We start from the raw sequence: 14,448 nt of genomic DNA on the forward strand, positions 1-14,448 counted from the left end.
ATGACCGAATTCACATCTGATGGCACCGCCTTTGATCTCAGCGGGCCAGACAATGCCCCAGTTGTGGTCCTGATCCATGGGCTGGGGTTGAACCGAGATTGCTGGCAGTGGACCACACCTGCCTTGTCTGATCGGTTCCGCGTGTTGGCGTATGATCTCTTCGGGCATGGTGAGAGCCCGCCCCCACCCGAAACACCTTCATTGTCTGTATTCTCACAACAGCTTTCAGATTTGCTCGATCATCTGAACATCGCCAAGGCCTCAATCGCTGGCTTTTCTTTGGGTGGTATGATTGCGCGCAAGTTCGCACAAGACTCACCTGAACGCGCGAGTGAACTGATTATCCTCCACTCACCTCATCAGCGCACAGCGGACGCACAAGAAGCTATCCTCAAACGCGTTGAGATGGCGCGCGAATCAGGCCCTTCCTCAACTGTCGAGGCCGCACTCGAACGCTGGTTCTCACAAGATTTCCGGAGTGCCAATCCTGACTTAATGGACCTGGTGCGCAGTTGGGTCACAGCCAATCCAATCACGGTCTATCACACAATCTATCGCGTTTTGGCCGATGGCATTGACGAAATCACCGCCCCAGTGCCACCGATTTCGTGCCCGACACTTGTCATCACCGGGGACGAAGATTTTGGCAACGGACCGGAGATGACCCACGCGATTGCCGCAGAGATTGCCGGAGCTGAAACGCTCATCCTGCCGGGTCTAAGGCACATGGCCCTGGCAGAAGATCCCGCAGCGATAAACCAACCCATCCGCAGCTTTCTGGACAAGAACATCAAAGGGAGCGCGCCATGAGCACCCAAATCCTAAAAGGACTACGCGTGCTCGACCTTAGCCGCATGCTATCAGGTCCCTATTGCACCATGATGTTGGCCGACCATGGTGCAGAGGTCATTAAGATCGAAGACAAACGCGGCGACACCAGCCGCAACAACGGCCCATTTCGCGATGATGATCCGGACCACAATTGGGCTGGCTATTTTGTCAGCCTCAATCGCAACAAGAAAAGCGTTCAGCTGGATTTGAAAACCGAGGCGGGCAAGGACGCTTTTCGCAAACTTGCAGCAAGCGCGGACGTCATTGTTGAGAACTTTCGCCCCGGTGTGATGGAACGGCTGGGCCTGTCTTATGAGTCCTTAAGCGAAGCCAATCCTGCTTTGGTTTATGCGGCGATCCGAGGATTTGGCGATCCTCGCACAGGCGACAGTCCTTATGGCAAATGGCCGTCATATGACGTTGTGGCACAAGCCATGGGCGGCCTCATGGCGGTGACCGGCCCAGACGCAGACACACCAACCAAAGTGGGTCCAGGAATAGGAGATGTCTTTGCGGGCATGATGATGTCCTTTGGCGTGATGGCCGCCCTACGTGAGGCCGAGGCCACTGGCAAAGGTCAATTTCTTGATGTGGCGATGTATGACGCGATGATTTCGCTTTGCGAGCGTGCCGTGTACTTGCACGATTTGACAGGTGAAATTCCAAAACCAGAAGGAAACGGACACCCTCTTTTAGCGCCATTTGGCCTGTTCCCATCCAGCGACGGATCTGTTGCTCTTGGCATTGTAGACGACGCCTTTTGGTCGGCCTTGGCCGCGGCAATGGGCACCCCTGAACTGGGTACCGATCCCCGCTATGCCACGCGGGCGGCGCGTTCCGCAAATGCTGTTGAAGTCAACGCGATGGTTGGCAAATGGACCAGCCAGCACACCAAGTCGGAACTGACTGACATTCTGGGCGGCAAAGTCCCCTTTGGTCCGCTCAACACCATCGAAGATATTTTTCGTGACCCACATGTGGCGGCGCGAAAAATGCTGGCGCAAGTGCCCCACCCAGATTCAAATCACTCCCCTTGGACAGTGGCGGCGAACCCATTGCGGTTTGGGGGGCATGAGCCTTCGGCATTTGCGTCTCCTCCACGGCTGGGAGAGCATACCAAGGCGGTACTGGCCAGCGCAGAACCTCAGACCATGAGCGAGGAAGACAAACGGTCCTTGCGCGATGCGTTTGGCACGTTTGCCACTGGCGTTACGGTGGTCACAACACGCCAGAAAGACGGCACCCCCCGTGGGTTTACAGCCAACTCATTTTCCTCAGTTTCTTTGGATCCTCCACTCTTGCTGATCTGCATCGGCAAGTCCGCGCATAGCTGTGATACCTTTGCCGAAGCCGACCACTTTACGGTCAATATCCTGAGTGAGGACCAAAAAGCGGTTTCGGGCCTTTTTGCGTCACGCGCACCGGATAAGTTTGAACAGGCCGACTGGCACGCTGCCTATGCAGACATGCCCGTTTTGGACGGATCCCTTGGGAGTTTTGTCTGCGAACGCCATAGGCTGGTCGATGCAGGGGATCACTTGATCCTGATTGGCCTTGTAAAAGAGCACATGACCCGAGACAGCCAACCGCTGGGCTACTTTCGAGGCTCATACTTCTCAATCGGATTAGAAGAACCTCTGGTGAATGCCGCAGGCGCTGGTGGCAATGTTTCCATCGGGGCGGTGATGGAGCGCGATCAGAAAATTCTCCTGCAAGAGCTTTTAGATGGCACGTTTTGCGTGCCACATACCACAGAAGGGCACAGCAGTCTGGACACCCTTAACGGCATGTTGAAGGCCGAAGGTCTGGCCCCACAACTGGACTATCTTTATGCGATCTACAGTGACAGTGAAACTGGGCACCACGGTATTTACTACCACGGCACCGTTGCGGGTGAAGCTCCTGAAAATATGACATATTTTTCGTTGTCCGATCTCCCACTGGATCAAATTCCGAGTGCTGCTGAACGCAGCATGCTGACCCGGTACCGAGAAGAATACAAACACGGCAGTTTTGGCATTTACCAAGGCGACGAAGCCTCGGGATTGGTACACAAAGTTGCTGGCTTACATCCCTCGAAACATTGAACAGGAAAAGGAGCACGCAATGCTTCCCGAACTTCGAAAAGTCGTCACCTTTGACGAAGATATCTATCGTGACGGCGAAAAAGCTGCAGACCCGGTGCTTCGGGTGATTGGTGTCGCGGCAGTTGTGGCCAACCCCTGGGCGGGGCGCGGTTACGTCGAAGACCTGCAGCCCGAAATCCGCAGGATGGCGCCGGTGCTGGGCAAACTGCTGACGGACCGGCTGATTGATCTGGCCGGATCAGGCGATGCGATTGAGGCCTATGGCAAAGCCTGTATCGCGGGGGCCAATTGCGAATTGGAACACGCCTCTGCATTGATCCACACACTGCAGTTTGGCAATTTTTACCGTGAAGCCGTCGGTGCCAAAAGCTATCTGGGTTTCACCAACACTCGCGGCCCAGCCAACTCGCAAATCCAAATCCCGCTGATGGACAAGCATGACACCGGACGGCGTTCACACTATTTGACAACACAGTTTTCGATCTATGATGCACCTGCCGAAAACGAACTGGTTGTCGCACTAGGTGCGGCCACTGGCGGCCGTCCGCATCATCGCATCGGGGATCGTTACTCTGATCTTGCTGCGCTTGGCCGCGACATCGAAAACCCGGCTGGCATCGACCAGTGACGTGCGCCGGCGCTTGCCGGCCCTTTGTTCAGGCTTGCCTTGGGGTTTTCCGAGGCAAGCTTTCCCTAACCCAAGGCGCCCAAAGCGTAGCCATCGGCATTGCACGAGTTGAACAGCAACAGAGCCGGGAACAAAGGAACACGTTACAATGACCAAACCGATTCTCTTGATTATTTCCCTTGGCGAACTAGGAACCGCGTTATTGGAAACGGCGGCGCGCGCGGGCCTGTTTGAGACAATTTTTGTCGCAAGTCGAAGTCTGGTCAAAGCGCAGGAACGCGCCAACAACGCTGCGATCGGCGCCGGACTTGAAGGGTTTTTCCCAAATATTCAAGCTGTTGAGCTGGACATACATTCCGAAGCGTCGATCAGAACTCTTAGACACATGAACCCCGACTATATCTTCACCGCACCATCATTGATGCCTTGGTGGAAACTCGATGAAGGTGCGTCAGACCTCCCGTTCGCGAGTTTCACCGCCCTGCATTTGGCACTGATGGTGAAATGCCGAGATATCATTGAACAGGCTGATATCAGAGCTTTCTGGATTGGAGCTTCTTTTCCGGATGTCATCAATGCCGTCCTAAATTGCGATGGGTTTGGGCCTGACTGCGGGATCGGCAATATTCAAGAGCCCATTCCCAAAATCCAATCGGCGGTTGCAAAACGAATTGATTGTCAGCCAAAGGATGTTCAAATCCGGATGGTGTCTCAACATGCCTTTGAATACTACGTCTTGAACGCCGCGCAGAGCGACATCCTGCCTCCGTATTTGCTGAAAGCCACTGTCGACGGACGTGATGTCACAGAAGTCGCCGAAGACGTTCTGCGTGAGTCTTATCCATTTCCATATGATCTGCATTTCAACCGCGTAACGGCCTCGGCCGGACTTGCCGCACTGCGCGCATTGACAGGGCAAACCCCCTCTTCAATACACTTACCCGGGATTGGAAAACTCATCGGCGGCTACCCCGTCTTGGCAAGTCGCGAAGGGATAGAAATTGACCTCCCCAGCGACTGGACGATGGAACAGGCGATCAACACCAATGAGGCTTCGTTGATTTGGGACGGCATTGAGGCAGTCGAAGCTGACGGGACAATTGTTTTCTCTGAAAACACTAGAAAACAGTTTTACGCCTTGCTGGGTAAACACATCGACACACTTCACGTCTCAAACGCGGATCAGCAGGCTCAATCCCTGCTGGCTGCCCTTTGACACATTAACATTTCACACCGATCTAAGGGCACTTGATATGAAAACCGAAAACTCCAAACAATTGTTTGACCGGGCGATGCAGGTGCTGGTCGAAGGATGCAGTTCGGCCTCTCGGGGCCCAATGAATTACAAGCCTTACCCAGCCTATATGCGAGAGGGAAAAGGCGCACGTATCTGGGATGTGGATGGCAATGAATTCATCGACTGGCAGCTGTCTTTTGGGTGCCTGCCATTGGGTCATGCCCACCCCAAAATTGTCGACATCGTTCAGGAAAAAGTTGCCGGGGGCACGCATTTCGCCACCGCGCTGGAGGTGGAAGTAGAAACCGCTGAACTGATGGTTGGGATGCTTCCTCACGTCGACAAAGTCCGTTTTGCCAACACCGGCACCGAAGCCTGCATGACGGGTGTTCGTATGGCGCGCGGGATCACAGGCAAGCGCAAAGTGCTCAAGTTTGAAGGCCATTACCACGGTTGGTACGATGGCCTATTGGTTAGTTCCAATCCTCAGAACGTCACCACCTTGGGGCACCCAAACGACCCGGTTCGCATTCCGGACAGCTCTGGCCTCACTCCCGGTTCCTGGGAAGATACGCTGGTCTGCGTTTGGAATGACGAAGAGGCGCTGGAGCGGATGCTTGATGCGCATGGCCGGGAAATTGCATGCGTGATTATGGAAGGCGCGATGTCCAACATGGGAGTGATCCCGCCAAAGCCTGGCTATCTGAAACGCGCCCAGGAGCTGTGCCGCGCCCATAACGTATTGTTTTACCTTGATGAAACGGTCACAGGATTCCGGGTGGCCCCCGGCGGTGCCGCTGAGTTGTATGACCTACAACCAGACATTGTGACCTATGGCAAAGCATTGGGTCAGGGATTCCCGGTCGCAGCCATTGCCGGACCTGATCACATTATGGAAAGCATCGAATACGGCAAGGTCCTGCATTACGGCAGCCACAACGCGCCTCGGCTAGGGCTGTATGCGGCCAAAACCATGCTGGAAGAAATGACCCGCGACGATAATGCCGGATTTAAGAAAATTTCTGATATTGGCGAGCAAATGACCAAGCGTCTCAATCAGGTTGCACGGGATACCGGCCAGAACATGCGGGTTCAGAATGTGGGATCAATGTTCCACCCGGTCTTTACCGACCTAGACGCCATCACAGGTTATCGAGAGTTTTGCGCGACTGTTGATCTTGAAAAATACGGCACCTTCTCTCAGCTGATGCGGGATCAGGGCATCTTTTTCTCCGGCAACAAAATTCTACACAACCTAAGTTGTACCGAGCACACTCAAGCGGATGTTGATGCATCAATTGAGGCGGCAGGACACGCGCTGGAGCAGATGGCCTAGCAACGCTCTACATCAGATAATGGTCACAGTGAGCGGTTCGGGAACGCCGCCCAAAACTGAAAGGAAAATCCATGAGTGCTTTTGACGAGGACTTGTTTCTCAAAGGGTTAGAACAACGCAAAGCAACTCTGGGTGCCGCATACGTTGAAAAAAACCTTTCTGAGGCTGATGAGTTCAGCCGCCCCTTCCAAGAGGCCATGACAGCGTGGTGCTGGGGATTTGGTTGGGGTGATGACGTAATAGATGCCAAAACACGCAGCATGATGAACTTGTCGATGATCGGTGCCTTGGGAAAAATGCATGAGTGGGAAATCCACTGTCGTGGCGCCCTTAAGAATGGCGTCAGCAAGGAAGAACTACGCGCCATCATCCATGTTATTGGCATCTATTGCGGCGTGCCTCAGGCTGTAGAGTGTTTTCGAGTGGCCAAGAGGGTCCTGGAGCAGGAGTAAGTTTCGGGTGGGAATGCTCAAGATCCCGACCGATGACAATGATGCGCTACACAATATGCCGCGAGGCCTGTTACCAGCAATAATTGTTGAGCCTGCGGATCAGATATCCAACGTGTGTTCTTTCTCCCATCGAGAAAAGTGAGACACGAAAGAGTCCCATTCCTGATGCTTCATCTTGATGTAAGCGTTGGAGAATTCCTTACCCATGATGGATTTCAATTCCTCATCTCTGTCGTACTCTCGCAGTGCGTCCAGCATGTTCAGAGGCAGCTTTGGCGCGTCGGTCACAACGTGACCCTGTGCGTACATATCGATATCCCACCGCTTGCCCGGGTCCGCCTTGGTGCGAACACCTGAAAGCCCCGCAGCGATTATCACAGCCTGAAGCAGGTACGGGTTCACCGCCCCATCGGGCAGCCGCAACTCGAACCGGCCCGGCCCAGGAACTCGCACCATATGGGTGCGGTTGTTGCCAGTCCAAGTGACCGTATTGGGTGCCCATGTCGCGCCAGACATGGTGCGCGGCGCGTTGATCCGTTTGTAAGAGTTCACAGTTGGATTTGTGATCGCCGCCAGCGCAGAGGCATGTTTCATGATGCCCCCGAGGAAATGCTTGCCGCTCTCGCCCAACCCAACTTCACCTGTCTGACCTTCACCCTTGTCCGAGGCAAAGACATTAACCTTGGCATCAGCACCGGGCGCATCCCAAACAGAAACATGGGCGTGGCAGCCATTGCCCGTCAGACCTTCAACGGGTTTGGGCATAAAGGTCGCGCGGAAACCGTGCTTCTCTGCGACAGACTTGGTCATGAACTTGAAAAAACTATGCTTGTCGGCGGTCTTAAGTGCGTCGTCAAACTCCCAGTTCATTTCGAACTGGCCGTTGGCATCTTCATGGTCATTCTGGTACGGGCCCCAGCCCAATTCGAGCATGTAGTCGCAAATCTCGCGCACCACATCATAGCGGCGCATGACCGCTTGCTGATCGTAGCAGGGTTTGGCTGCGGTATCGAACGGGTCAGATATCTCCTCGCCATCAGGGGTTAGCAAGAAAAACTCAGCCTCAATACCCGTTTTCACGTGCATGCCTTCGGACGCGGCCTCATCAATCAACTTGCGCAGAACATTGCGCGGGGCCTGTGCGACATCCTCACCTTCCATCACGCAATTTCCGGCAACCCATGCCACTTCGGGTTTCCAAGGCAATTGGATAACCGAGGATGGGTCAGGTACCGCCAACATATCCGGATGTGCCGGAGTCATATCCAAATATGTCGCAAAGCCCGCAAAACCCGCACCGTCCTCTTGCATGTCAGCGATCGCTTGTGCAGGCACCAGTTTGGCCCGCTGGCCACCGAACAGATCGGTGAAAGAAATCATGAAGTATTTAACGCCGTTTTCTTCAGCGAAAGTAGCCAGATCTATCGTCATTGGTCCACTTTCCTTTCCCTGTTAGATTGAAAAAGGCGCGACCACATTGGGGCCGCGCCTGATTGTCTTTAACAACCGCCTTTGCCAGGGTACCAATCGGTACCAGCGAGCGGTATTTTCGCCATCGCGGCGGCTTCCATAGTCAGCGCACACAGATCCTCGGGTTCAAGATTGTGCAAATTGTTATGGCCACAAGCCCGCGCAATCGTTTGCGCCTCGAGCGTCAACACTTTGAGGTAGTTGCGCAACCGGCGTCCCGCATCGATCGGATCAATTCGAGACTGAAGCTCGGTTGTTTGGGTTGTAATCCCAGCCGGATCAAGACCTTCGTGCCAGTCGTCATACGCGCCGGTGGTGGAGCCAAGCTTTTGGTATTCTTCTTCCCATTTAGGATCATTGTCCCCAATCGCCACCATGGCGGCGGTACCGATTGAGACCGCGTCAGCCCCCAAGGCCAACGCCTTGGCGACATCGGCTCCAGTGCGAATACCTCCGGAAATAACGAGCTGCACTTCCCTGTGCATGCCGAGGTCCTGCAAAGCCTGAACTGCCGGTCGAATGCATGCCAAAGTGGGAAGACCGACATGTTCTATGAACACATCCTGAGTGGCCGCCGTACCGCCCTGCATGCCATCCAGAACCACAACGTCAGCGCCCGCTTTGACCGCTAAGGCCGTGTCATAGTAGGGGCGTGTTCCGCCAATTTTGATATAGATCGGAACCTGCCAGTCTGTGATTTCGCGCAGCTCCAGAATTTTGATTTCCAGATCATCCGGGCCAGTCCAGTCTGGGTGCCGACACGACGAGCGTTGGTCGATTCCTTTGGGAAGTGTACGCATCTCGGCCACGCGGTCAGAAATCTTCTGCCCCAGCAACATGCCTCCTCCACCGGGCTTTGCACCTTGCCCCACCACAATTTCGATGGCGTCAGCTTTGCGCAAGTCATCAGGGTTCATGCCGTAGCGCGACGGCAGATACTGATACACCAACTGGGTTGAATGTGTACGCTCCTCGGCCGTCATGCCTCCGTCGCCGGTCGTGGTGGAAGTACCTGCGGCTGAGGCGCCTCGACCGAGGGCTTCTTTCGCGGGCCCGGACAATGCGCCGAAGCTCATGCCAGCAATGGTGATTGGAATGTCCAGCACAATGGGTTTCTTCGCAAATCGGGTGCCCAACACAACTTTAGTGTCACATTTCTCGCGGTACCCTTCGAGCGGATATCGGGACACCGAAGCACCTAAAAACAGGAGATCATCAAAATGCGGCACGCGACGTTTCGCACCGCCACCGCGAATATCATAAATTCCTGTTGCTGCGGCGCGCCGAATTTCGGCGTTGATCGGATTTGAGAATGTCGCCGACTGAAGCGGGAGCGTGCGTGGAATGTTGTTGTTATCCATGTCTGAGTATACCTGACTTTAATACGCTTGCGCGTTGTCGACGTCGAAGTTGTAAAGCTGACGCGCCGAGCCATACCGCTTGAATTCTTCGGGTTTTGCATCACACTCTGCACGCGCCAAAAGATCCTTCAGAATCTCAATATGCTCAGGGCGCACATCTTTTTCGATGCAATCTGCACCGAGGCTTTTGACCGAACCGCGCACAAACAACTGCGCTTCGTACAACGAGTCGCCCAATGCATCGCCGGCGTCGCCACAAACAACTAGATTTCCTGCCTGTGCCATAAAGGCCGACATATGGCCGATGTTGCCATGTACTACGATGTCGACACCCTTCATCGAAATCCCGCACCTAGAGCTGGCATTACCCTTGATTACGAGCAATCCCCCATGTGCGGTGGCTCCGGCATACTGGCTGGCATCGCCTTCGACGATAACTTTTCCGGACATCATGTTTTCCGCCACACCTGGACCTACGGACCCTTTGACATGGACAGACGCGAGCTGGTTCATGCCGGCGCAGTAATACCCGGTCGATCCATTTACAGTCACATTGATTGGCGCGTTTAAACCACATGCAATCGCATGGCTGCCCTTCGGATTTACAACTTCCCAATTGTCTTCGGTGACCGCTGAGGATTGCGCTTGTAAGGTCGAGTTAAGACCACGTAGGCCATCGGCTTCAAGATTGTATGTCTGCATCTTAATGGTTCCAGAAATAGACAGTTGCGGGTTCCGGTTCCCAGACCCGTGCTTCAACGATACCGGGAAGGTTGACCAACGCGCGGTATTCGCTGCCAAAAGCAACATATTGATCGGTTTCGGCCATCACCGCCGGTTTGCAAGCAATAGGATCACGGACGACGCCAAAGCCATCTTTGGTGCCAACCACAAAGGTAAAGAACCCGTCCAGATCATCTATCGAGCTTTCCAGAGCCTCGCCCAATGTCGATCCCTTCTGCATTTTCCAGGTCAGGTAAGCGGCACCGACTTCGGTGTCGTTCATGGATTCAATCCGAACTCCTTCGCGCATTAGTTTACGTCGCCAGGAGTTATGGTTCGATAGTGACCCATTATGAACCAGACACTGATCGTCACCTGTCGAAAACGGGTGCGCCCCTTCTGTGGTCACGGCTGACTCGGTGGCCATGCGGGTGTGACCAATCCCATGGGTCCCACCCATATTGGATAGATTAAAACGGTTTGCGACGTCGTTAGGAAGGCCCACTTCTTTGTAAATCTCAATTGCGTCGCCTGCACTCATAACGCGCATACCCGGCCGCAGTTCTTCGAGCGCGGTGCGGGCTTCCTCCAACTTGCCTTGGGGAATTTCCAGAATTGCGTGCGTGTCATTGCGCTTTAGAGAAACGTATTCGCCAATAGCTGCCCCAAGATCATCAGCGAGCGCATCAAAATCCTCATCAGCCTGATCCGATTGCACCGTCAGCTTTGAACTCCCGCCAGAGTCTTTCCCATAAATTGCAATACCCGCGCTGTCTGGACCGCGATCTGTCATTGTGATGAGCATTTCTGTCAGCATTGCACCCAGCTTGGGCTCAAGCGATTTGTCTTTCAGAAACAGGCCGACAATCCCGCACATAAAGTGAATCTCCCTAGTTTGGCATCTGCACACAGCTACCACTGTCAGGAAAATAATTCAACTGCAGTGAATACTTTTATCAGGAGAGACCCCAAATTGTGTCACCAGGGCTCTCTTTGGACACAAACCGAGTTTAAACCGCAGTATTCTTGTATGAAATCACAGACAAAAAGCGGATCGGCAAATCAATCAGCTCTTCAGGACCATGCGGCGCATCCGCATCAAAAAACAAAGTATCGCCGGGCTCCAAAAGAAACATCTGCGCGCCATGGCGGTACCTGACTTGGCCCTGAAGCATGTAGATAAATTCGATGCCGTCATGTTGGAAAGTCGGGAAAACATCTGATTCTTCACTGAGTGTGATGAGATAAGGTTCTGTGATGACACCGCTCGCATTTGACCCAAGATGTCCCAGCAAATTATACTGATGGCCAGCACGCGTACCTTCTCTCTCCATCTCAAGCCCGCTTCCGGATTTGGTATGGATCGCTTCACGTTTTTCCTCAAACCTGCGAAAGAATGCCGTGACTGGGACGCCGAGCCCATTTGCCAGCAATTGCAAAGTTGTCAGTGAAGGAGATGTTACACCATTTTCAATCTTCGAAAGCATTCCCAATGACAATCCGGCTTGCTTGGCAAGATCTTTCACTGTGATGTTTTGATTTTGCCGGAGCGCTTTGACTTCTTTGCCTATGGCAGCTTCAAGCGTGCGCTCCTTTTCGACCCGGACGCGGTGCGGATCTTGTGCAAGGTTTGAATCAGTGTCAGACCCGCGCGCCACTTTCAAAATCGTCATTCCATCACTTCCCCGGTCAAAGCCTGCAATAGTAAAACTAGCAGAATTCGTTTCTGAGTGAACAGCATTCATTGCAGGTGCTGTCAGGCAAATTCGAACTCGTCTCAACCAGGCCAGAGAACCTGTCCCTTTATGCCGCGCAAAGCCCGCGCCACTCGGCAAGAGCGGTGGTTCGTTTCTGCTTGAAATGGTCTCTTTGGGAAAGGCTGCGCTCCTGGTTGAAGTGATTGAAAACGGATGCATGGACGGAAACGAATTTCTGCAAACTTCGCATACGACGAAAGCGGTGCATGGCTCGCTCTCGCCTTCGAAAAGGTAGATGTGAATTCTCAGCGCGATTGTTCTTCCAGCGACCTGTTTCTTGTTTCACCGCATTTCCGACGACCTTCATCGCAGCGCCATAAGACCGCAATTTGTCAGTGACGATGACCTCCGGCGTTCCATACCGTTTCATCGATTTTCTCAAGAATTTGAGGGCTGCGGCGCGGTCTCGTCGTTTCGTGACGTAGCTTTCCAGCACCTCTGCTTCGTGGTCAACCGCCCGCCAAAGGTAATGCTGGACGCCATTGATTTTCACAAAAACTTCGTCTAGGTGCCATCGCCAATTTGAGTAAGAGCGGAGTTGCTGAACCCGTCGTTTGCGGATTTCTGAAGCAAACAACGGACCAAATCTGTTCCACCAGAAACGGATGGTTTCGTGGCTCACGTCGATGCCTCGTTCATGCAGCAGGTCCTCGACATTCCGAAGGGACAGCGGAAACCGAACATACATCATCACCGCCAGGCGAATGATTTCTGGGCTGGTTTTGAAGTAGCGAAATGGTGAGCGTTTTGTCATGACCGAAGGCTAGATCGGCACCCTGCCCTTCACAACCGAGTTTCTTCTGACATCACCAAGTGGACTATTCGCTGCCGAGACACGGGAATTCCGCTTCTTATTCCGTTGATTTGACAGTTTCGAGGATGAGCATTGTCGTCGTCTCTGACACACAGGGCACGTTCTTGAGTTTGCTCAGCACAAATTCTTTGAGAGCGTCTACATCGCGGGTTCTGATTTTCAGGATGTAATCCAAATTGCCAGTGACAAGCAGGCATTCGGTGATCTCGGGCAAGCTGTGAACAGCGGCGAGGAACTCTTTGATGTCCGAGGGTGATTGCCGCGACAGGCGAATATTGACCATCACGCTGACCCCATGCCCCAGAACATCAGGATCAATGCGGGCGCCGTATCCCGTGATGACACCGGTATCCTCCAATCGCTTTACCCGACGGCTGCAGGGGGTTGGCGACAGGCCGACACGTTCTGCCAGATCGAGATTGGATATCCGCCCTTCGGTCTGAAGTACGGCGATGATCTTGTGATCGGTGGCATCAAGTGTTGCCTTGGTCATTTTCACTCATTTTTTCGCTGCGTGAGAGAATATGTGCTGACATTTTTGACAAACTCAACCAGATAGCAACATTTCACCCCTGAATTTGGGCTATTCTGACCAAGTGCACCGCATGAAAGGGATGCAGATGAGTGTTTTTACCCACCCCGAGTTCGAACACGAACAGGTTTTGTTCTGTCATGATCCCGAAATCGGGCTAAAGGGGATCATAGCCATTCACTCGACCGCGTTGGGTCCCGCTGCTGGCGGTTGCCGCATGCATGCCTATGCTTCGGCTGACGAAGCCCTAACCGATGTGCTGCGCCTATCCAAAGGCATGAGTTACAAGAATGCGGTGGCTGGGTTGCCCTTGGGTGGCGGGAAGTCAGTGATTGTTGCCGACCCATCCAGACCTGACAAAGCCGACCTTCTGCGCGCGTTTTCAAAACATGTTCAGTGTTTGAACGGGCGCTACTGGACAGCCATCGACATTGGCGTTGGTCCGGCGGATGCTGATATTCTTGCCGAAAACTGCGAATACATTTTCGCCCGCGCATCGCAATACGAAGCCGGGTTCAATCCCTCGCTGTTCACGGCCCTTGGCGGGTTCACCGGCGTTCGCGCGGTGGCCAAACATGTTTGGGGGCGTGATGATCTAAAGGGCCTTCGCGTTGCAGTTCAGGGGCTGGGGCAAACGGGTGCTGATCTATGTCGTCAGCTTCATGAAGCCGGGGCAGAGCTTGTGGTTGCGGATGTGCAGGACGCGGCGGTCAATGAGATGGTGGATCGGTACGGGGCCACCCCCGTCGCACCCGAAGCGATCCACGCGCAACAGGTCGATATTCTGGCCCCTTGCGCCATGGGGGCCGTGCTCAACGACGAAACGCTGCCCGAGATCAAGGCGCAGGCAATCTGCGGGTTGGCAAACAATCAACTGGCCGAAGCACATCACGGAGAGGCATTGCAGAAACGCGGCATCGCCTATGTGCCAGACTATGTGGTGAACGCCGGTGGTATGATGGGGGCTTCGACAGTGATCTTTTCTACCCCGTCGCGTGAGGCATCCAATCAACGCATTCTCGGCCTTTATGATACGATTCTAGCCATCCTGGACCGTGCCGAACAAAGCGGCTTGCCGTCTTCACAAGTCGCCGACAAGATTGCGGTCGAACGCATGAACGCACACTCGAAATCATGAGCGTGTGAGCAGCCCTATCTGACGGGTCCAAGTTGATTGTTAGTGCATGATCGGCCTGGGTTCCATTGGTATGATGGTTTCC

14 protein-coding genes are annotated in these 14,448 nt (G+C 53.8%); 7 read left to right on the forward strand and 7 right to left on the reverse strand.

Annotated features, from left to right (window positions below; all coding sequences use genetic code 11):
* The 6 genes from Q0932_RS19760 (at nt 1) to Q0932_RS19785 (ending at nt 6,571) form a co-directional block, all read left to right on the forward strand.
* Nucleotides 1–810, forward strand: coding sequence for an alpha/beta fold hydrolase (locus tag Q0932_RS19760; protein WP_299356861.1), 810 nt, complete (start codon nt 1–3; stop codon nt 808–810).
* Entirely contained in the window at nt 807–2,918 is a 2,112-nt protein-coding gene (locus Q0932_RS19765) for a CoA transferase (RefSeq protein WP_299356863.1), read from the forward strand. Before Q0932_RS19760 ends, Q0932_RS19765 begins: the two co-directional genes overlap by 4 nt.
* A 19-nt stretch (nt 2,919–2,937) precedes the next feature.
* Nucleotides 2,938–3,546, forward strand: coding sequence for an amino acid synthesis family protein (locus tag Q0932_RS19770; RefSeq protein ID WP_299356865.1), 609 nt, complete (start codon nt 2,938–2,940; stop codon nt 3,544–3,546).
* A gap of 148 nt (nt 3,547–3,694) precedes the next feature.
* A complete protein-coding gene (locus Q0932_RS19775; protein WP_299356867.1) occupies nt 3,695–4,762 on the forward strand; it encodes a hypothetical protein in 1,068 nt (355 codons plus the stop codon).
* Between the two features lie 37 nt (nt 4,763–4,799).
* Entirely contained in the window at nt 4,800–6,119 is a 1,320-nt protein-coding gene (locus Q0932_RS19780; RefSeq protein WP_299356869.1) for an aspartate aminotransferase family protein, read from the forward strand.
* Between the two features lie 71 nt (nt 6,120–6,190).
* Nucleotides 6,191–6,571 carry a carboxymuconolactone decarboxylase family protein gene (locus Q0932_RS19785; RefSeq protein WP_299356871.1) on the forward strand — a complete coding sequence of 127 codons (381 nt, stop codon included), beginning with the start codon at nt 6,191–6,193 and terminating at the stop codon, nt 6,569–6,571.
* Between the two features lie 99 nt (nt 6,572–6,670).
* Here the strand turns inward: Q0932_RS19785 and glnT are convergent, their stop codons facing one another.
* From glnT to Q0932_RS19820, 7 genes are all read right to left on the reverse strand, one after another.
* A complete protein-coding gene (gene glnT / locus Q0932_RS19790; RefSeq protein ID WP_299356873.1) occupies nt 6,671–8,002 on the reverse strand; it encodes a type III glutamate--ammonia ligase in 1,332 nt (443 codons plus the stop codon).
* Nucleotides 8,003–8,070: 68 nt separating this feature from the next.
* A complete protein-coding gene (locus tag Q0932_RS19795; RefSeq protein ID WP_299356875.1) occupies nt 8,071–9,402 on the reverse strand; it encodes an FMN-binding glutamate synthase family protein in 1,332 nt (443 codons plus the stop codon).
* 18 nt (nt 9,403–9,420) lie between these two features.
* Entirely contained in the window at nt 9,421–10,104 is a 684-nt protein-coding gene (locus Q0932_RS19800) for a protein GlxC (protein ID WP_299356877.1), read from the reverse strand.
* Nucleotide 10,105: 1 nt separating this feature from the next.
* The gene (locus Q0932_RS19805; protein ID WP_299356879.1) at nt 10,106–11,002 is read right to left on the reverse strand and encodes a glutamine amidotransferase family protein; all 897 of its coding nucleotides are present in this window, start codon (nt 11,000–11,002) and stop codon (nt 10,106–10,108) included.
* Between the two features lie 133 nt (nt 11,003–11,135).
* The gene (locus tag Q0932_RS19810) at nt 11,136–11,798 is read right to left on the reverse strand and encodes an XRE family transcriptional regulator (RefSeq protein ID WP_299356881.1); all 663 of its coding nucleotides are present in this window, start codon (nt 11,796–11,798) and stop codon (nt 11,136–11,138) included.
* A gap of 130 nt (nt 11,799–11,928) precedes the next feature.
* Entirely contained in the window at nt 11,929–12,636 is a 708-nt protein-coding gene (locus tag Q0932_RS19815) for an IS6 family transposase (protein WP_299356883.1), read from the reverse strand.
* A 97-nt stretch (nt 12,637–12,733) separates the two neighbouring features.
* Entirely contained in the window at nt 12,734–13,189 is a 456-nt protein-coding gene (locus tag Q0932_RS19820; protein WP_299356885.1) for an Lrp/AsnC family transcriptional regulator, read from the reverse strand.
* Nucleotides 13,190–13,316: 127 nt separating this feature from the next.
* Between Q0932_RS19820 and Q0932_RS19825 the strand changes: the two genes are divergently transcribed.
* Entirely contained in the window at nt 13,317–14,366 is a 1,050-nt protein-coding gene (locus tag Q0932_RS19825; RefSeq protein ID WP_299356887.1) for a Glu/Leu/Phe/Val dehydrogenase dimerization domain-containing protein, read from the forward strand.
* Nucleotides 14,367–14,448: the final 82 nt, after the last annotated feature.

This window comes from uncultured Shimia sp. (genome assembly GCF_947498095.1).
GTDB lineage: Bacteria > Pseudomonadota > Alphaproteobacteria > Rhodobacterales > Rhodobacteraceae > Shimia.

Coding starts and splice junctions, on each gene's coding strand:
- Q0932_RS19760 (WP_299356861.1), top strand. CDS start 1: ATGACCGAATTCACATCTGATGGCACCGCCTTTGATCTCAGCGGGCCA.
- Q0932_RS19765 (WP_299356863.1), top strand. CDS start 807: ATGAGCACCCAAATCCTAAAAGGACTACGCGTGCTCGACCTTAGCCGC.
- Q0932_RS19770 (WP_299356865.1), top strand. CDS start 2,938: ATGCTTCCCGAACTTCGAAAAGTCGTCACCTTTGACGAAGATATCTAT.
- Q0932_RS19775 (WP_299356867.1), top strand. CDS start 3,695: ATGACCAAACCGATTCTCTTGATTATTTCCCTTGGCGAACTAGGAACC.
- Q0932_RS19780 (WP_299356869.1), top strand. CDS start 4,800: ATGAAAACCGAAAACTCCAAACAATTGTTTGACCGGGCGATGCAGGTG.
- Q0932_RS19785 (WP_299356871.1), top strand. CDS start 6,191: ATGAGTGCTTTTGACGAGGACTTGTTTCTCAAAGGGTTAGAACAACGC.
- glnT (WP_299356873.1), bottom strand. CDS start 8,002: ATGACGATAGATCTGGCTACTTTCGCTGAAGAAAACGGCGTTAAATAC.
- Q0932_RS19795 (WP_299356875.1), bottom strand. CDS start 9,402: ATGGATAACAACAACATTCCACGCACGCTCCCGCTTCAGTCGGCGACA.
- Q0932_RS19800 (WP_299356877.1), bottom strand. CDS start 10,104: ATGCAGACATACAATCTTGAAGCCGATGGCCTACGTGGTCTTAACTCG.
- Q0932_RS19805 (WP_299356879.1), bottom strand. CDS start 11,002: ATGTGCGGGATTGTCGGCCTGTTTCTGAAAGACAAATCGCTTGAGCCC.
- Q0932_RS19810 (WP_299356881.1), bottom strand. CDS start 11,798: ATGACGATTTTGAAAGTGGCGCGCGGGTCTGACACTGATTCAAACCTT.
- Q0932_RS19815 (WP_299356883.1), bottom strand. CDS start 12,636: ATGACAAAACGCTCACCATTTCGCTACTTCAAAACCAGCCCAGAAATC.
- Q0932_RS19820 (WP_299356885.1), bottom strand. CDS start 13,189: ATGACCAAGGCAACACTTGATGCCACCGATCACAAGATCATCGCCGTA.
- Q0932_RS19825 (WP_299356887.1), top strand. CDS start 13,317: ATGAGTGTTTTTACCCACCCCGAGTTCGAACACGAACAGGTTTTGTTC.